A 17,553-nucleotide genomic window follows, 5' to 3' on the forward strand; every position below is an offset into this window, starting at 1 on the left:
ACATTCTGGCCGCCGACTGGTGCGAGGGTAACCAACCCGCCCATGACTAGCTAATTTGATGCATCATCAGATAGTGCATCGGCGCGGTGTCGGCGTGGACCTGGGGGTGGCTGTGTTCTGGTGCCCAACCTGTCGTGCGGAATTGGAGCCGTCACAGCAGCAGACCGTCGTGACCTGCCAAACCTGCACGGCTCGGCTCCGCATCCCCATCGACATACGAGCTAGGGTCGTCGAGGTGACAACACCCGTGTACGCGGCTGAGTGGGTCACGCTCCGCTGCCCGCAGTGCCGGACGTCAGACGAGTGGCCTGTCCCCGGTGCGACGTGCCGCTGCGGAACACGCGTCCGGTTCCCGCTCGGTGGGGGAAAGGACCGTCGAGCCTCGCAGCCCCGACGCCGTCCGGCGGACACGCCTTCTCCGAGTCACTCGATAGCCCCGTCGCCTCCGTTCGCGCGCCTGGCTCCGACGCCCTCATCCCTCAGCCATTCTGCGTCCCAAGCGGGACCGTCACCGCTCCGCCCCGAAGTCCGGCGTCAGGACGTGGAACAAATGACGCCGGAGGGGCTGGAGAGTATGGTCGCCGCCCTGTTGCGGCGTGACGGCTGTGCCTACGCCGACCGGGTCGGGGGCCGCGGCGACGAGGGCATCGACGTGGTCGGCAGGACGGCTGACGGCCGCAGCGTCCTGGTCCAGTGCAAGCACTACCGTGCCCAGAAGGTCAGCCCGCGCGAGGTAAGGGAGTTCGCCGGTGCCGCGGCGGCTTATCCCGGGGCATTGCGGCTGTTCGTCACCACGAACGAGTACACCCGTGACGCCGCCCGTTGGGCCGCCGAGAAGGGAGAAGTCATCGCAATCGACATCGTGCACCTGCTGCGCTGGGCCAGCCGAATCTGGAGCCCCATGAACTCCTGAGTCTCTGTAGGGGCTGCTCCGGGCGTGGGGCGGGTGTGTCCGGACGGCCCGGTTCACCTTGTTACCGCGTGCGGGAGCGCTCGCCCGACCAGATGGCATGGTCGAGCTCCCAAGGTGTGCAACCGAGCCTTCGTGCCGCTTCCGTGACAAGGGTCGTCGCTAATCGGGCCACCATCGATGGGATGATGAACGCTCAGCCCGTCCGCACTGAGGACGTTGAGGCGCTCAGCGTGGACAGCCTGCGCCTCAACATCCCCGCCGTAGCACAGGAACTGGCGGTCCGCCTGGACCACGCGCTCGGCCGGGCGCGCCGATAACGTCCGGGGGAGGGCGTCTCGTGGACGAGTGAGTGGGCAGACCTGCCCATTCGGTGAACACCACAGTGGTGCTCGCGACGGCGGGATCGGTCGTTCGGGCGGCGCAGAGGGCCCCGTTGCTGACCAGCCATGCCGCTTCTCGGCCCGCTGGACGGCACAACCGAACGCACCATGGCGACCAGGGTGGGGGAGCCGGGGCTTGAGGCAGCCCCCCACACCTGGTGCTCCTGTCCGTCACTCCTGCTTGCTGCCATTCCGTGTCGATGTCAGTTCTCGCTGTAGCGGGCCAACACCGCGTCTCTCTCCTGCTGCCACGTCCAGTGCGTGTCGCGGCGATTGAACTCGGTCACGGCCAGCTCGAAAAACTGGCCCGACGGCTTCTTGCTCTGTCCGTTGACTACGATGGCCGAGAGCATCGGTCCGTTCTTGTCCAAGCGGCAGACGTCCGCAAGCAGGAGCGACATCATCCGTCCGTGATAGTGCACACGGTGATCCGGCGCCAGCGCCTCGCTCAGCGCCTTGTAGGTGTCCACTCGACCCTCCCGGGCCCAGCCCCGCAAGGTCTCCGCCATCGCGTCTTTGGCCGCCAAGTATGTTGCATCTCCGTACTTCATGAGCGCCTCCCCCAACCTCGACTGGGCGACAACGCTACCGAGTTGAGCTGTGTCGGTCACTCACCATGACCCGGCATGGTGGGCCGGGTTCACAGCCGCGTTTCGTCAGCCTCCAAGAACCCGAAACCCTGCACCATCCGTGCCATGGCCCGGCGCAGCAGCTGGCGTTGGTCGGTCTCTTCTTTCCAGGGCAGGGTGGTGATGGCCACGGACATCTCCGGCAGCGTGTTCCGGTCGGTTGACCCGAGCGGGGTGAGGTCGATCAGGTCGGGGAGCATGAGGTGCGGACCGGGCTGGTCGTATCCGTGCTCTGCTGACAGACAGATCTCGACGGTGGGGCTGCCCGACCAACGGTGGGCGGACGGCTCGAGGGTGGCTGTTTGTGGCAGCAGGTGGGCGGCGGTTGTCCAGGCGGCGAACAGGACCTCCTGCACTTCCTCCAGGGTCAGCTTCGTCGCGCTTGCGACCATGCTGGTGGCACCCAGCGCTGCCTTCCACGCGGCGGTGTCCGCGACCCGGACCTCGGCGCAGGTGACCACACCCCAGCTGTCGAGGGCCATCATCACCTCGCCGACCAGAGCAGGAGAGCCGTTGGGTGCCGTGATGGTGCTGGAGTAGCTGACCTGCTTCAGTGAGTTGGGGTGCGGTCCGGATAGCCACGCTTCCGCCGGTAGGTGCGCTCCGCGGCGGGCGGAGAGCACGGTTACTACGCTGGCCAGCGTGCTGGCGGGGAGTGTCGCCTTAAGCTGTCGGTGCTTTTCGGTGGAGACCTCGAGCGTGCTGGCGTCAGCCCAGGGCATCCTGGCTAGGGCACGAAGCCGCAGCTGCGGCACGTCGCGGTCGCCGGTCCAGTTTCGGGCCGACGGTGACAGGGCAAAGTCGATCCGGGGTACCGGTTCCCACCGCCGCTGCCCGTCGGGCCCGCGCACCAGTCGGCCAGGGCCCCAGCGGCCCTCACTCAAATCTAGTACTCGGGTGTCCGTGTCGAAGATCGCCTGCTCAACCGCGTCGGCGATCGGATAGCCGAGCGCTGCTGTCGGGTCGCCGCCGGGTGCCGCGCCACCGGCCGCGAGAAGCTCCAGCCACAGCGGCTCGGCCACCGCTACCGGCCGCCGGTGCGGCAAGGCGCATAGCACCCAGCCGTACCCGGAGGACGTGGCGGGCGCGAAATGCTGCACGACACCCACGCCCTCGGGCAGGACCTCGCTCGTGGGCCCGCCGACAGGCACCTTGCGGTTAAGCGCCTCGTAGGCCTGGACGAATTCCTGCTGCCGCGCGGGCAGGCCCTGGCCTGGTCGATAGACCGGGCCTGTGATCTGTGTCCGGTCGTGCGCCTCGGAAACCGCCTTCTCCACCACGCTGGCCAGGAACTGTGGGCTCGGACCTCTGCGGGACGCCCATCCGGCGGCCAGTAGACGCTGGACCTCGGTCCTCGGAAGCCAGTGTGTGCCGTCCGCCTCCCGGACCGGGACAACCACGGTGTGCGGGTTGACCTGGCCGTGCTTGCCGACGGGGGCCGCCAAGACGTAGGGAAGACTGGACACCGGCTGCGGGGGCACATCGACGGCGACGATCCCGCGACCTTCCCCGTACGGGATCCAGTCCACGTCTACGCCCCGGGGTGGCGGGGTGATGCGCTCCCGGATGAGCTTGCGCACCTGATCCAGGTTGACCGCATCGCGTTCGAAGGGGCACAGCTCGTGGAAGACCTCACTCTCGCCCTCGCGCCGGGTGCTGATCCCCAGGACCAACAGGCCGCCCGACGGCGCGTTGGCGAACGCCGCGACGTCCTTGGCGAGTTCCTCGATCTGCGCTGGGCTGGACAGATGGTATGGGTCGCGCTTCGCATCCAGCCACACGCATTCGCGCAGGCCCAACAGCTTCTCCGGGGCCTGGATGCGAACAGCTTCCCGGGCATGCTCCAACAATGCTTCTGACACAAGGTCATTCTCTCGGCTCACGCCCATTGATGACACCGATTACGGAATCCGCAGCTGCAGGGCCCCTGGCGGGGCACAAACCGGCTAATACTCCAGCCGCAGTTACGGGGGTGGGTGGCCTCGGCGTCGGTAGTGGCTGAGGCGGGCGCGGTGCTGATGGCGGCGTCGCCAGCGTGACCAGTGCAGGATATGACCGGTTTCGTGCCGGACGGTGTGGGCGAATCTGTTCAGCAGGCGGCGGATCTCGTTCACGCTCAGTCGGATCAGATCGCGGCCGTGTCCCCCTTTTCATGAGCGGTGGTCCGGACGGCGGCCAGGTGGACGGCGGCGGCCATGGCCAGGGTGATGTGCTGGTACCAGCCGGGTATTGGCGTACTTGGTAGTGGTCGAGGCCGGCCTCGTTCTTCGCAGCCTGGAAGCACTCCTCGATCGCCCAGCGGGCGCCGGCTTCCCACACGATCTCGGCCAGCGCCGTGCCTCTTGGGCGGGGGCGGGCTTGGTGCGGAAGGTGACCTCGTCGCCGATCTTCGCGTCCGCCCGGCGGGCCGGATCCTCGATCCAGGAGGTGGGCAGGTACAACTCCCGGTCGATCAACGCCCGCCCCTTCGCGGAGACGTAGGCCAAGAACACCCCCAGCTGGCAGTTGTCGATCTTTCCGGAGGCGCCGGTGTACTGTCGCTGCACTCCGGCCGACCGCGTGCCCTTCCTGATGAAGCCGGTCTCGTCCACGGCCAGCACGCCGTCCTCGGCGCCCAGATGCTCCAGTACGAAGACGCGAACCTCGTCACGGACCGCGTCGGCATCCCAGTTGGCCTGGTTCAGCAGCCGTTGCATGCCGTCCAGGCACAGCTCTCCGGCCCGCTCGTGTCGCCTGGTCCTCGACCGTGATCGTCGGCATGTCGGCGAACAGCAGGTCGGCGCTGGTGCTCGCGATGTCGTCGGCGAGGGGGACGTGTAGCCGGTGGTCGCGCTGGTCGAGGCGGTGCTGAAACGACTTCCGTCCCCACAGACGGCGCCGGTCGCCGGTGTACCACGCGTCGTCGAAGCGGATCATCGTAGTGCGGGGCACACGACGGGGGCGGCCACGGGGCGCCGGTCTCCGGCAGGGGCATGGTTCCTCCGATGGTGATCATTCGAAGGCCTGGCGTATCTTCCGCTCATGAGCGAACAGCCGGGCACGCGCAACGAGTTGAGTGGCCACGTCGGGGGGAACGTCGTACAGGCGGGATCTATCCACGGCGACGTAGTGTTCGGTGGGGCCTCCATCAGTCCCGAGGTGCAGGAAGCGCAGCGTCATTGGGCACAGCGACAGCAGAGAATCGCGGCCGCCGACGCTTCCCGAGCTGCGGAGGGTCACCGCCGGGCCCAGCAATACGTGACCGTTATGCGCTGGCGCCGACGTACTTCGGTCCTGTTCCTGCTGCTCGCAGGAGCTGCGGTCGTATGGGAACAGATGCATGGATGGGTGTTGCCTGGGCGTCAACAGATGGGCGCGCTCGGAGCGTTGCTGCTGGGGGCCGCCTCTGTAATCGGTTGGGTACGGGCTACATGGATTATCAGGAGGTGGAACGCAAGAAAGACGATCAAGGTGCCGCGTTCCCGGCTGTACTGGTGAGCAGGTGCTGCTGCTCGGGCGAGTGGAGTGACGGCGTACCACAAGGTACCGGTGCTCGGGTCGTCGAGCATCAGGGGATACGGTGGCCGCCTCACTTGCTGCGAAGGGGCCTTGATGGAAGCGGAGTTGACGGCACTCGCTGCCGCAGGCGCTACAACGTTCGTTCAGCAGATGGCAGCGGACTCGTGGGCACAAGCTCGTGATCGCATCGTCTCGTTCTTCTCACGCCGCGGCGGTGAGGAAGGCCTGGTCGAGGGAGAGCTAGAGGCTTCGCGCGGAGAGCTGACGTTGGCGATGGAGGCCGGCGACGAGCAGACCGCCTCGGACGTCGAGGCGGAGTGGCGTACGCGATTGCGACGCACCCTGGTGGCCAATCCGGGTGCGGCTGCCGAACTGCATCAAGTACTGGCCGAATTGGCGCCCAGCTCCGGAGATCGGCAGGTAATGACTGTCCATAACTCGATCAGTGGAGGTGTGCAGCACGGAACAGTGGTTCAGGCCGGCACTGTGGGCTCCCTCAACTTCGGTACACCTCCTGATCAGGGGTGAGGGTGAAGCCCCCGTATGGCGTCATGAGCGGGCGGCGCCACACGTGCACCGTTTAACGATGTGCAGGAGCGTGTCGGCGGAGCGGTCGGCGGCCTTCGTCCGAGGCGGCCACGGAGTGCTACCACGGGCGGTGGCATGCTCAACCTCGACGCTCACCGGTTGCCTGCTGGCGATTCCGCGAACCAGCGGACGCATCGCCTGCCGTGAGAAGATCAGAGGCTGGCGACGGACGTCCTTGGAGTCGCGCACAGCCACGAACATGCCCAGCTCCGCGATCTCCACGCAGTCGTTGGCGCCCCCGCTGTATGAGCTCTTGCGCCACCGCACATGTGTGAGGTCGATGTCGTGCGGAGTTGTCGTGACGTCGTGAGGGGCGGCTGTGCTGGGCGTGCTCACTCTTCGAGCTCCTTGCTGATCCGTGCGACGCGGGTGCGAGTTTCCGACGGGTTGAGGGCAGTGCCCCTCAGCTGATCGAAGATGTCCGTGTAGTTGTCCACGTCCTCCGGGGACTCGAGGTACACGGAGTTCTTGGGATTCTCCAGCCACACCAGGTCTGGCGTGGGGGCCGGGAAGGTCAGGATGACGAACGGGCCGTACAGCCCAGGATGCGCTCCGAGTGAGTACGGCAGCAGTTGCACGGTGACGTTCGGCAACTCGCTCGCCTCCACCAGCTTCCGCATCTGGTCGCGCATCACTTGGACGGAGCCGACGGTCCTTCGCAGCACGGCTTCATCGAGGATCGCATAGAGCCTGGCGGGGGCCTCCCCGCCCAGGCGGTTGTTCTGCCGCTCCATGCGGACCCTGACCAGGGACTCGACCTGTGGCGGGGACAGGTCCTTCCTCATATTGGAGATCACCGCGTGGGCGTAGTCCTGGGTCTGGAGCAGGCCCGGCACGAGCATCGGCTGGTAGTTGGCGAGGTGCGTCGCGCCGGCCTCCAGAGCGAGGTAGCCGTCGTAGCGGGTCGGGGTGAGCACCGTCGAGTACTTCCGCCACCAGGGCTTCTGCTGCTCCTTGTCCGCTCGTACGAGGTCGAGCACGTCGGCGCGCCGGTCCACGTCGTCGACGCCGTACAGGTCCAGCAGCGCCCGGACGAGGACCGGCGTCGTACCGCGTTCGCCGTTCTCGATCCGGCTCAGTGACCCCTGGTTGACCTCCAGTTGGCCAGCGACCTCGGTGAGGGTGAGCCCGGTCGCATCGCGTAGCTCCTTCAGTCGTGCGGCGAGCTGTCGTCGGTACACCGACTGCGGGACCAGGCTTCTCTTCAAGGCCATGCCGTAAGTCTCTCCGTACCGGTGACGCCTGTACAACTCGTATGGGTCAACTTCAGAGGACATATTGCCTAGTTGCTTGTTGCGTCGGCATGCTGTCATGAGTCACGGCGCGCGTCCGTATGGGCGTGCGCCGCAGCCGACCGATGGGCGACGCATCGCCGCCACCCCGCCACCGGCACGTGCCTCCGCGTCGGTCCCGTACGCCGTACCGGGAGAGTGGGCCATGCCACGGACAACGCTGCTCCGGCAGCTCCTCCAGCAACGGCACCTGACGACGCACGAGGCTTTCGCCGCCCAGTACGAGCGGGCCGCCGCCCGGTTGGCCGAACTCGATCGGGACCCCCGCCTGGCGTCCCTCCAGGTCTCTCCACGCCAGTTCGACCGCTGGTACGGCGGTGAGTTACTCACTCTGCCCCGTCCTGACGCCTGCCGGGTACTGGAGCACATGCTGGGCAGACCCGTGTCCGAGCTGTTCTCCACTGCATACGACGGCGACTGCGCACACGACCGCTCCAAGGAACCGTCCACACGCCGGCAGTCCCCGCCTCCTCCTCCGCCGCGCGATGACGATGAGGACCCGCTGGACATCGTCACCCGGACCCGGCAGCTGACGGCCAGCAACGCCGACGATGCAACGCTCGCCTTCCTCGATGCCTCCTTGGGGGGCATCACCAGCCGGTACGAACAAGACGGACCGTACGTCCTCCGCCCCCATGCCCGCCAGGCTCGGCAGCTCGCCCACACCCTCCTCGACGGCCGTCAGCCCCCTCGTGTGCGCCGGGAGCTCTTCCGCCTTGCCGCCCGCGCCTCCGGCCTGCTCGGCTACATGGCGGTGAACACGGGCGACTTCGCGCTCTCGGAGGCGTACTGCACCGAAGCACGGGATCTCAGCCGTGAGATCGGCGACCTGGACACCGAGCTCTGGGCGTGCGGCACCCTCTCCTTCAGCCTCTACTACGCCGGCCGGTACGAGGAGGCGGACGCCTGCGCCGCCGCGGCCGTCGAGCGAGCCCCGCGCCACGCGCAGTCAATTCGCCTGCTCGCCAACGGCCGGGCCCGGGCCCTCGGCAAGACCGGCGACCGGCGCGCCGTCGAACAGGTCCTCGGACAAGCACTCCGTCTCTCGGACCTCCACGAGGTACCCGTCGGGCTGACCCCTTGCATCTCCTTCGAGCCGTACGGACGGGCCCGTACGCTGGCCAACGCCGTCACGTCACACGTGGCCCTGCGCAACACGGCGCAGGTCCTGCGCGACGCCGAGCACATCGACGATCTCGTGGAGCACTCCAGCTCCTCCTGGAGCCGTTCGCTCGTACGCCTCGACGTCGCCACCGCGCTGCTGCAGCAGCGCGCACCCGACATCGATCAGGCGATGGCGCTGGGCCGCGAGGCCCTGCGGCTGTGCGGAGACACCCCGATCAGCTCCGTCTACCAGCGCTCCCGCGACCTGCATGAGCAGGCCGGGCCGTGGCGTGATCAGCCGGCGGTACGCGATTATGGCGACGAGTTCCGGACCTGGAGCTCGCAGCCAGCAGCCCTGGCCATGGCGTCATCCGCGTCGTAGACGTCGTCGGTGTCGTCGTAACGCCGGGGCAGTGTCAAGCCGAAGGAGTCCGACGGGTGCCCCTGCTCAGCGCCGACCCCGCCGCGTTCCCTGCCGAGCCGCCCGCCGACACACACGACCCGGCGGTCACCGCGGCCCACGACTGGGCGGCGTTCAGTGCACTCGACGAGATGATCGACCACTGGGCACGCCCCGGCTGGTCGGACGGTAGCCGGGCGTACTACTGGATGCTGACCTTCCCGGAGGATCAGCGGCTCGCTGATCTCGCCGCGCACTGCCAGCAGGAGCTCGGGCACCTCGGCCTCGACCCGGTGCCGCCGGACGGCCTCCACATCACCCTCGCCCGAGTCGGGCGGCCGGGCGTCGTCACCCCCGGCCAGTTGGACACCCTGGCGCGCGAGGCGGAGGCACTGCTGCCCTCCGCTTTCTCCATACGCGCGATGCCGCTGGCCGGCTCCCGAGGTGCTGTCCGCCTGTCCCTCGGTCCCTGGGAACCCCTGCTCCAGCTCCATCACGCGCTGGCCGAGGCAGGGAGCGGCGTTGGCCTCCCCCCGAAGAAGCCGACGTCCGCCTTCCGTCCGCACCTGAGCCTCGCCTACAACAATCGTCAGCGCCCCGCCGCTCCCGTCGTGGAGGCGGTCTCAGGGCTCCGCGCTCTTCCAGCCGTCGAACTCACCGTATATGCTGCCCAGTTGGTGGGACTCCGCCGTGACGGGCGGACGTACCGCTGGGACGTACGGAAGAACGTCCCGCTCGGATAGCTCACCGGAGTCCAGGGCGAGAACTACGACTACTTCCTTGCCGATCGCGGTCGGCCAGACCGACCACGCGGAGGCCAACTCCCCGACGAGTAGCAGCCCGAGACCACTGTCCGTCAGCTCATCCAGCGATATCCCCGCGGACCGTGCCCGGACCCTGGACACATCCCGTCCCGCGTCATGGACCCACAGCACGGCCGCGTCCTTGTAGACCTCCACGCACATGCAGTCCGGACCGCCGGCTGTGTGCCTGAGCGCGTTGCCCACGAGCTCCGAGGCGACCAGAACCGCGTCGTCGACCCGCTCTGGCGAGGCACGTCCCTCGAGGACCTCGCGTACATGCCTGCGCGCGAGGCGCGAAGGCTCGGCGCAGTCTGCCAGCTTCACCCAATGACGCCGTACTGGTGTCCGCCTGTAGAGGCGCTCTTCGTCCACCGCGTCCATCGCCGCTTCTCGTTTCCGGTAGGCACTGGACCGACCAGCCTCGCCACGCGTGAGGCGCGGCGGTACGCCGCGCCTCCGTCTCTTCGCGCGCCGCCGGATGGCGGACGAACGGCGTGCCGACGGCGTACCGCCGCCGACTGCCCCCGGCGAGGCTCTTCGTCGAGGCGCCGGCCCTTGGCGTCTCGACCCACCTTGGCTGGAGGTAACGCGGAATGAGCAGTGTGCGGCAGACCGCACCACACGAGGTGCCCCCAGGCACGCGCCTGGTGTTGTACGCCTGCCTGCCCGCGTCGCACGGTGAGGTCACCGACCACAGCGTGGCCAGCACACGGCGGTACGTCGCCGATGCCGGCTGGGAGGCGGTCGAGACGTACGTCGACCGGGTGGCACCGTTAGAGAGCCGCGCTCTGTGCGAGGGCTGGCACAACGCTCTGGCTGCGGTCGAGCAGGGGAGGGCGGCCGGGATCGTTACGTTCCCTGCTCGTGATGTTGGGTGGTCTCGAGGGGGACAGGTGGAACCCTCCGGCGGCACGGCCGGCCCGGATAGGGGCGTTGCTTTCGACGCCGTGGGCGGTCGTCGATGCTGTCGGCTCTGCGGCCTCACGGAGGCTGGCGGCGTGATGACCAGCATGCGGCAACGGACTCTCCGGCAGTTGCTGGGCCAGGTTGCCTGGGTGCTGCGGCATCCGGCGAACTACCTCGCCCGGTTCGGCTTCGACGCCTTCCAAGTGCTGTTCTTGCCCGTCCTGGTGACCGGCACCGCGTTGACCACGCTCTACGCGGGCCAGCTCCGGTAGCTCCGATCCGTGTCCTTGGCTCCCCTCTCCGGATGCTCCGATTCCACGTCCCCCACGGAGTCCGATCAGCCGGAGAGGGGCCGCACCGCAGGGTGCGCACGCAGGACCCCGGCTGAGGTGCGGCGATGCCCCACGTCAGCCGGGCAGCACGACAAACCGTCCGGATCCCTCCGACAGGAAAAGGAAATGCGATGACCGCAACCACGCTCAGTCCGGTCACGACGGCCACCACCGAGGCGCCCGTCGCGGCAGGCGTCCCCGAGGTGCCCGCCGACCCGTTCGACATCGACCTGACCATCGTCACGGAGGTCGGCGCCGACCGGTTGCCGAAGGCGTGCGGTACAGGCGACGGGTGCGCGTCGACCTGCGCATCGTCCTGTGCGAGCGCCGTCTGACGACCGCTCGTGCACAGGGGTCGGGGGCGCTGCTGCTCCCGGCCCCCGCCCGTTCACAGCACTGATGGCGGAGGCACTCGGATGGCAAGCGACGGAAAGATCTACCGGTACACAGGCGCGGCCCTGCTTCGGGCCGCGGCGATGCCGCTAACGAGTCTGCCGGGATGGTGGCCCGATCCGTCCGACGCGGAGGCGTGTGGCAGGTGGCTGAAACAGGTGTGGTCTGATGTGCGCTTCGCCGATGCCGTTCGGCATGCGAGCGGTGATCTCGCCACACGGGTCGACGCGATCTGCACTGGGCGGTCGGCGCGCCCCAGGCAGGTCCGGCGTGCGGCCATGGCCACCGTCCGCTACGTGCTGCGTGCCGCCGGGCGACCGACCCCGTTCGGCCTCTTCGCTGGTGTGACCCCGGCCTGCGTGGGTTCCACCCCGTACGTGAGATGGGGCGACGCACACCGGGCCGTGGCGCGGGTGGACACGGAGTGGCTGGACGACGTCATCGTCCGTTTGGAGGCGTGCCCGGCGCTGCTGGAGCGCTTGGACGTGGTCCTGAACAACCTCGCCGTGCGTCGCGGTGGCCGACTGCACGTCCCGCATGGCGGACCGATGGGGGCCACCGCCCGGCGCACCAGCGCGGTCCGCTTGATCGAGGAGCTCGCACGCGGCCCGGTCCGCTTCGGCGCCCTTGTCGAGCAGTTGGCCGCCTACTTCCCCCGTACCGAGCCACAGACCATCGGCGCCCTGCTCGACGCGCTGGTGCGCGAGAAGTTCCTGATCACCAACCTACGCGCGCCGATGACCGACACAGATCCGCTCTCCCACCTGATCGAGCGGCTGCACGGCGTGGACGCCGCCACAGTGCCTCAGGTTGCAGAGGTGCTGCACAAGTTGGAAGCGGCGCGCCACGTCGTGCACGAGCACAACCGGCGTCCGGAGAGCGCTCAAGGAACGGCTCGGCAGAAACTCACGACCCGGCTGCGTGGACTCTCCGACGCGGGCCGTAGCCCGCTGGCCGTCGACCTGCTCCTGGACGTCGAGGTGCGGATCCCCGAGAGCGTCGCGCAGGAGATGGAGAGGGCGGCCGACGTGCTGCTGCGGTTGACGCGCCGACCGACGGGTCAGGGCGTGTGGAAGGAGTACCAGGTCGCGTTCTGGGAACGGTACGGCACCGGCACGCTGGTGCCGGTGAAGGAGGTCGTCGACCCGGCGTCCGGTCTGGGCTATCCGGCTGAGTATCCCGGTAGCCGCATGACCGCCTCGCCACCGGCGATCTGCGAGCGCGACGAGCGGCTGCTGGCACTGGCCTGCCAGGCACTGGCCGACGGCAGCAGGGAAATCGTCCTCACCAACGACCTGATCGACCGGCTGGGCGGCGAGGCATCGGCCGAGCAGGCGGCGCCGCCCCACGTGGAGATGTGCGCGCGCCTGCACGCCGACAACCTCTCCGCCCTGGAACGCGGGGACTTCACGCTCACCGTGACGCCGGCCCGCGCGGCGGGAACGCTCACGTCCCGTTTCACTCCGGTGGCCATCGGCACGGGACTCGCTGAGATCTACCGCCAGGTCCCCGCGGGCGTCGAGAACGCTCTGACCGCCCAGCTCTCCTTCCCGCCCCTGTATCCGCACACAGAGAACGTCGCCCGTGTCCCCGGGTATCTCTCGCACGTGATCCCGTTGGGCGAGCACCGCGGCACCGACGACACCGCCTCCACGCTCATCGACATCAAGGACCTCGCGGTCACTGCAACGCACAGCCGCCTGTACCTGGTCAGCATCTCCCACCGCCGCGTGGTGGACCCGCAGGTCTTCCATGCGATGGCACTGGACAAGCAACCACCGCCCCTGGCTCGCTTCCTCGCCCACCTCACCCGTGCCTTCGGCCCTGCCTGGACCAGTTTCGACTGGGGCCCACATGGCGCACGGCTGCCGTTCCTGCCATGCGTCCGCTACGGTCGCGTGATCCTCTCTCCCCGCCGCTGGAACCTGACGGCCGACGCTTTGCCGGGCTGCGGCGCGGACTCGCGGGAGTGGGTGGAAGCCCTCGGCCGGTGGAGGAAGCAGTGGCACTGCCAGGGTGCCCTCGAGCTGCGCGAGGACGACCGGACACGGCGGCTACAACTCGATGTGCCCGCCCACGCCGCCGTCTTGCGCGCCCACTTGGACCGGGAAGGCCATGCCGTGCTCACCGAGGCGCCTGATGAGGAGAGCTACGGCTGGATCGGCGGCCACGTCCATGAGATCGCCCTGCCGATGATCAGCACTCGCCCGCCGACTCCCGACCCGCTCTCCGGCGTTCTCCCGGTGCTCACTAACAGCACCCTCGGACCCGTACCGGGTTCGGTACAAGCCCCTTGGCTGAACGCCAAGATCTACAGCCACCCGGACCAGTTCGAGGAGCTGATCGGCACCCACCTCACGCGGCTTACAGCTCGGCTTCCGGACGCACCCGAGTGGTGGTTCGTCCGATACCGCACTCCCCACGACCCCGACCACCTGCGTCTACGCATCCGCACCCGCGGCCCCGGGCAGTACGCCACCTACACCGAGCTCGTCGCCCGCTGGGCCGCCGGGCTGCGCCGCGAGGGGTTCAGCAGCAGGCTCGTGTTCGACACGTACACCCCGGAGATCGGCCGCTACGGCCCGGGCGCGGCCCTGCGCGGTGTCGAGTCGGTGTTCACGGCCGACTCGGCCTACACCATCGCTGCCCTGCAGGCTCTGGGAGCCAGCGGCATCGACGGACGCGCGCTGGCCGCCGTGGGGATGGTGGATATCGCCTGCGGCCTGCTCGGTCCCGACGAGGGCATGCGGTGGCTGACGAACCGCCCCGCCCCTCCGGCCCGCGTCGAGCGAGACGTCAGCGATCAGGCCATCGAACTCGTCCGCCGCTCTACGCCCCGGGCCCGCGGCTGGGGCGACGCGCTCGCCCACGTGTGGCATCGCCGCGCCGTGGCCCTGGCGCTGTACCGCGAGCACCTCACCGAGAGCATGAACCTCGACGACGTCCTCGAGTCCCTGCTGCACATGCACCACAACCGCCTGCGCGGCCTGGATCAGGAGGACGAGCGGATCTGTCGGTGCCTGGCCCGTCAGTCCGCCGTCGCGTGGGCCGCCTGGCCGGGGGAGAGCCGCTGATGAACCACGACGCACCGCCCACACCCACCAGGCCCGGCTGGGGCCAGTCGCTGTACTCCGGGGCAGCGGGAGTCGCCCTGCTGCACGCCGTCAGAGCCCGCGCCGGCCAAGAGGACCGGGACGCGCTCCGGCCGTGGGCCGCCGCCATGGTCAAGGGCCCGATCCAGGCCGCCCCCGAAGCATGCGGCCTGTATGAGGGTGCCCCGGCTGTCGCCTACGTCCTCAGCTTCATGCAGACGAGCACCGCCGCACGTGCCCTGACGACCTTGGACAGGCACCTCGCCGATGTCACGCGCCACGGACTGAAGCAGGCACACGCCCGCATCGACCGTGGCACGTTGCCCAGCCTGGGCGAGTACGACCTCATCAGCGGAATGACCGGCCTGGGTACGTACCACCTGCACCGCGGCCACAAGAGGGAACTGCGAGACACCCTGGCCTATCTGGTGCGACTGACCGAACCGGTCATCATCGAATCGCAGCCCATGCCCGGCTGGTGGACCGGCGACAGCCCCGAACTGCGACCGACGCCGCGATGGCCCGGCGGACACGGCAACTTCGGCCTTGCCCACGGCATCGCAGGGCCGCTGGCACTGCTGGCTACGGCATTGCGTCATGGCCACACGGTGTCGGGCCATACACAGGCCATCACACGGATCTGCGAGTGGCTCGACCGCTGGCGCACCGGCACGGGCTCGCACGCCTGGTGGCCGGATCTGATCACCAGGGACGAACACCGACGCGGCGCACTCCAGCGCCCAGGACCGAGGCGCCCATCCTGGTGCTACGGCACTCCCGGCATCGCTCGCGCCCAACAACTCGCCGGCATCGCCCTCGGCGACCGCGACCGGCAACGCCAGGCCGAACAGGCCCTGGCCGGATGTTTGGCCGACGACAAGCAGCTTGCTCAGCTCACCGACGCATCCGTCTGCCACGGCTGGGCAGGGCTCATCCAGACCGTCTCCCGGGCCGCCGCCGATGCCGTTGACGATCAACTCGCGGGATATCTACCTCGCCTGCACGCCCGGCTCGACGAGCACCTGGACCACAGCGGACTGCCGGCCGGCGCGGGCCTGATGGACGGCACGGCAGGCATCCACCTGGTCCGATTCGCCGACCCTGTCGACACGACACCCGCGGTGCCCTGGGATCAATGCCTGCTGCTGAGGGGATGACACCGCGCACCACATCCGACCCTCAGAACAAATCGTACGATCTGCCCCTGCCACATGCATGGCCGGGTACTTGCGGAAGGACACGATGAAAACCACCACCGGCGCCTCTCCAGAGGACCTGCGCAACCGTCTGGTCGACGACATCCTGAGGGAGGACGTCTCCGGCCTCCGCGACGCACGCGTCGAAACCGCCATGCGGACCGTACCCCGCCACGCCTTCCTCCCCGACGCGACCATCGAGGAGGCATACGCCAACACGAGCGTGACGATCAAGGAGAACCCAGACGAGGATGCACTTCCACTGAGCTGTGTTTCCCAGCCCGATGTCGTGCACTTCATGCTGGTCCAGCTCGCGGCCCGCGAAGGTGACAACGTCTTCGAGATCGGGGCCGGCACCGGCTACAACGCCGCTTTGCTGAAGTACCTCACCGGGACGTCGGGACAAGTCACCACGTGCGATATCGACGCTGACGTGACCGCCTACGCTCGCCGGATGCTGGACGCCAACGGATATGGAGATGTTCGTGTGGTCACAAGGGACGGCGCCCTCGGTGCCCCGGAGCTCGGCCCCTACGACCGAATGATCGCCACGGTCGGGATGTGGGACCTCCCCGGTGCCTGGTGGGACCAGCTCGCCGTTGGCGGACGACTCGTGGTTCCGCTGCGCTGGCGCGGACTGTCCAGGTCCGTGGCCTTCCGGCGTGAGAAGGACCGGATGTGCTCCGACTCCGTGAAGATGTGCGGGTTCCTCCCGGTGATCGGCCAGGGTGGAGAGCGTAACGACTACATCGACGACAGTCGGCATGTCAGGCTGTACTGGGACGAGGACCAGCCCATCGTCCCGGAACTCCTGCGCGACTCGCTCACCCGACCGAAGTCGGTCGTCTGGACCGATGCGACGGTCGGCCCCGTCGAGTCGTTCGACGGCGTCTGGCTGCGCCTGAGCGCCACCGAGCGAGCGACCTGCCGCATCACCGCGAAGCCCGCAGCGATGGAGGCGGGCCTTCATCGGCCAGCCTCGCCGGCCCTGAGCCCCGCCCTCGTCGAGGGTGACTCGATCGCGTACCTCACTCTGGAGCGGACCGCCGAAGACGCGGGCGCCGAGCCCCGGTTTCGGCTGGGGGCCGTCGGCTCTGGCCCGGCTGGCGCCGATCTCGCGGAGCGCATCTGCGCGCAGATCCGCGCCTGGAGCCCAGCCAGGACCGCCGAACCCGTGGTCACCGCCTACCCTGCGGACACACCAGACAGCGACATCGCCAGCGGAGCTGTGATCAACCGGCCTTCCGCGCGGCTCGTCATCACTTACTGACGCTTGTTGGCGCGGCCGTTGGCAGGGTGCGGTCGCGCCCATCGCAGCGAGAGCAGGGTGGAATCAGAGCGCGGCGGTCGGGGAGCATTTGAGACTCCCCACCATGGTGGCCGTACGTCGTCCTTGGTCATGTGGTCGTACGAGTCAAGCCTGTGCGCGCACTCATCCGAGCCGGATGACGATTCTGCTGCCGCACTCGCCGGAGCTCGCTACTACCACTGGCCTCGCTCCACCCTCATGCAGTGCCGGAGTCGACCCGGTAGACGATCTTTCCATCGAACTCGGCGAACCCGAGTGACTTGTAGAAGGCCCGTGCACCTGGATTGTCACTGTCGGTCATCCATTCCACGCGGCTGCACCCAGGGCGCGCCGCGGCGATGGCACGGAGTTCGTCCATGAGACGTACCCCGATGCCCTGTCGTCGGAGGTTGCCACGGACGTACAACTCTTTGAGGAACAGGGAGTGTGAGGATCCGGCGGCCGGCCAGAGGAACGAGTAGGCGGCGAGTCCCACGATGTCCCCGATCTCGTCCTCGACGAGCAGCGCAGAGGCCAGCGGCGGCGAGCCGAACAGCGCCTCCTCAACCTGGGTGCGGCGTTCCTCCAGTCGCTGGATGCCGCTGTCGATCGCGCCGTAGAACCGTTCGATCTCCTCGATCAGCTCGGCCACGGCCAGGACGTCCCGCTTATCGGCAGGCCGGATGGTCACAGTCATCGGCGCCTCCTTTGTTCCTCGATAGCTTCGGTCGCTGCTGCT

18 protein-coding genes and 1 pseudogene are annotated in these 17,553 nt (G+C 68.4%); 11 read left to right on the forward strand and 8 right to left on the reverse strand.

Annotated features, from left to right (window positions below):
- Positions 1–550: 550 nt before the first annotated feature.
- Positions 551–913, forward strand: coding sequence for a restriction endonuclease (locus ABT288_RS08905; RefSeq protein ID WP_351604244.1), 363 nt, complete (start codon positions 551–553; stop codon positions 911–913).
- 61 nt (positions 914–974) lie between these two features.
- Here ABT288_RS08905 and ABT288_RS50160 read toward each other — a convergent pair whose 3' ends face one another.
- Positions 975–1,088: a DUF8548 family protein gene (locus tag ABT288_RS50160; protein WP_502972736.1), complete on the reverse strand. Its 114-nt coding sequence runs from the start codon at positions 1,086–1,088 to the stop codon at positions 975–977.
- A 7-nt stretch (positions 1,089–1,095) separates the two neighbouring features.
- Between ABT288_RS50160 and ABT288_RS08910 the strand changes: the two genes are divergently transcribed.
- Positions 1,096–1,230, forward strand: coding sequence for a hypothetical protein (locus ABT288_RS08910; protein ID WP_351604245.1), 135 nt, complete (start codon positions 1,096–1,098; stop codon positions 1,228–1,230).
- Between the two features lie 266 nt (positions 1,231–1,496).
- Here the strand turns inward: ABT288_RS08910 and ABT288_RS08915 are convergent, their stop codons facing one another.
- The 3 genes and pseudogenes from ABT288_RS08915 to ABT288_RS08925 all read right to left on the reverse strand — a co-directional run.
- Positions 1,497–1,763: a hypothetical protein gene (locus tag ABT288_RS08915; protein WP_351604246.1), complete on the reverse strand. Its 267-nt coding sequence runs from the start codon at positions 1,761–1,763 to the stop codon at positions 1,497–1,499.
- A 170-nt stretch (positions 1,764–1,933) separates the two neighbouring features.
- On the reverse strand, positions 1,934–3,784 hold the full coding sequence (locus ABT288_RS08920; RefSeq protein ID WP_351604247.1) for an RNA-binding domain-containing protein: 1,851 nt from the start codon (positions 3,782–3,784) through the stop codon (positions 1,934–1,936).
- A gap of 263 nt (positions 3,785–4,047) precedes the next feature.
- A pseudogene (locus ABT288_RS08925) lies at positions 4,048–4,648 on the reverse strand (IS701 family transposase); the annotation flags it as partial.
- 295 nt (positions 4,649–4,943) lie between these two features.
- Between ABT288_RS08925 and ABT288_RS08930 the strand changes: the two are divergent.
- Entirely contained in the window at positions 4,944–5,399 is a 456-nt protein-coding gene (locus tag ABT288_RS08930; RefSeq protein WP_351604249.1) for a hypothetical protein, read from the forward strand.
- Between the two features lie 114 nt (positions 5,400–5,513).
- Positions 5,514–5,948, forward strand: coding sequence for a hypothetical protein (locus tag ABT288_RS08935; RefSeq protein ID WP_351604251.1), 435 nt, complete (start codon positions 5,514–5,516; stop codon positions 5,946–5,948).
- Positions 5,949–5,969: 21 nt separating this feature from the next.
- Here the strand turns inward: ABT288_RS08935 and ABT288_RS08940 are convergent, their stop codons facing one another.
- Together ABT288_RS08940 and ABT288_RS08945 are read right to left on the reverse strand one after the other, a co-directional pair.
- The gene (locus ABT288_RS08940) at positions 5,970–6,344 is read right to left on the reverse strand and encodes a DUF397 domain-containing protein (protein WP_351604253.1); all 375 of its coding nucleotides are present in this window, start codon (positions 6,342–6,344) and stop codon (positions 5,970–5,972) included.
- The gene (locus ABT288_RS08945; protein ID WP_351604255.1) at positions 6,341–7,222 is read right to left on the reverse strand and encodes a helix-turn-helix domain-containing protein; all 882 of its coding nucleotides are present in this window, start codon (positions 7,220–7,222) and stop codon (positions 6,341–6,343) included. The genes ABT288_RS08940 and ABT288_RS08945 overlap by 4 nt, the downstream gene beginning before the upstream one ends.
- 223 nt (positions 7,223–7,445) lie before the next feature.
- Between ABT288_RS08945 and ABT288_RS08950 the strand changes: the two genes are divergently transcribed.
- Together ABT288_RS08950 and ABT288_RS08955 are read left to right on the forward strand one after the other, a co-directional pair.
- Positions 7,446–8,786 (forward strand): NsdA family TPR-like regulatory protein, encoded by a 1,341-nt coding sequence (locus ABT288_RS08950; protein ID WP_351604257.1) that lies wholly within the window; start codon positions 7,446–7,448, stop codon positions 8,784–8,786.
- A 56-nt stretch (positions 8,787–8,842) separates the two neighbouring features.
- Complete coding sequence (locus ABT288_RS08955) at positions 8,843–9,547, forward strand: 2'-5' RNA ligase family protein (RefSeq protein ID WP_351604259.1); 705 nt, start codon at positions 8,843–8,845, stop codon at positions 9,545–9,547.
- Here ABT288_RS08955 and ABT288_RS08960 read toward each other — a convergent pair.
- Entirely contained in the window at positions 9,428–9,988 is a 561-nt protein-coding gene (locus ABT288_RS08960; RefSeq protein ID WP_351604261.1) for an ATP-binding protein, read from the reverse strand. The genes ABT288_RS08955 and ABT288_RS08960 overlap by 120 nt on opposite strands.
- 629 nt (positions 9,989–10,617) lie before the next feature.
- Here ABT288_RS08960 and ABT288_RS08965 point away from each other — a divergent pair.
- The 5 genes from ABT288_RS08965 (at position 10,618) to fxlM (ending at position 16,796) form a co-directional block, all read left to right on the forward strand.
- The gene (locus ABT288_RS08965) at positions 10,618–10,785 is read left to right on the forward strand and encodes a hypothetical protein (RefSeq protein WP_351604263.1); all 168 of its coding nucleotides are present in this window, start codon (positions 10,618–10,620) and stop codon (positions 10,783–10,785) included.
- Positions 10,786–10,976: 191 nt separating this feature from the next.
- Entirely contained in the window at positions 10,977–11,180 is a 204-nt protein-coding gene (locus ABT288_RS08970; protein WP_351604265.1) for an FxLD family lanthipeptide, read from the forward strand.
- A 141-nt stretch (positions 11,181–11,321) separates the two neighbouring features.
- A complete protein-coding gene (locus tag ABT288_RS08975) occupies positions 11,322–14,312 on the forward strand; it encodes a lantibiotic dehydratase (protein WP_351604356.1) in 2,991 nt (996 codons plus the stop codon).
- Complete coding sequence (locus tag ABT288_RS08980) at positions 14,312–15,487, forward strand: lanthionine synthetase C family protein (RefSeq protein WP_351604267.1); 1,176 nt, start codon at positions 14,312–14,314, stop codon at positions 15,485–15,487. Before ABT288_RS08975 ends, ABT288_RS08980 begins: the two co-directional genes overlap by 1 nt.
- Before the next feature lie 85 nt (positions 15,488–15,572).
- Positions 15,573–16,796: a methyltransferase, FxLD system gene (fxlM, locus tag ABT288_RS08985; RefSeq protein WP_351604269.1), complete on the forward strand. Its 1,224-nt coding sequence runs from the start codon at positions 15,573–15,575 to the stop codon at positions 16,794–16,796.
- Between the two features lie 235 nt (positions 16,797–17,031).
- On the opposite strand, the gene haaN is transcribed toward fxlM, so the two are convergent.
- Positions 17,032–17,511 carry a cyclophane-containing RiPP N-acetyltransferase HaaN gene (gene haaN / locus ABT288_RS08990; protein WP_351604271.1) on the reverse strand — a complete coding sequence of 160 codons (480 nt, stop codon included), beginning with the start codon at positions 17,509–17,511 and terminating at the stop codon, positions 17,032–17,034.
- Positions 17,512–17,553 lie beyond the last annotated feature (42 nt).

Origin of the sequence: Streptomyces sp. NPDC001093 (genome assembly GCF_040298985.1) — a bacterium.
GTDB lineage: Bacteria > Actinomycetota > Actinomycetes > Streptomycetales > Streptomycetaceae > Streptomyces.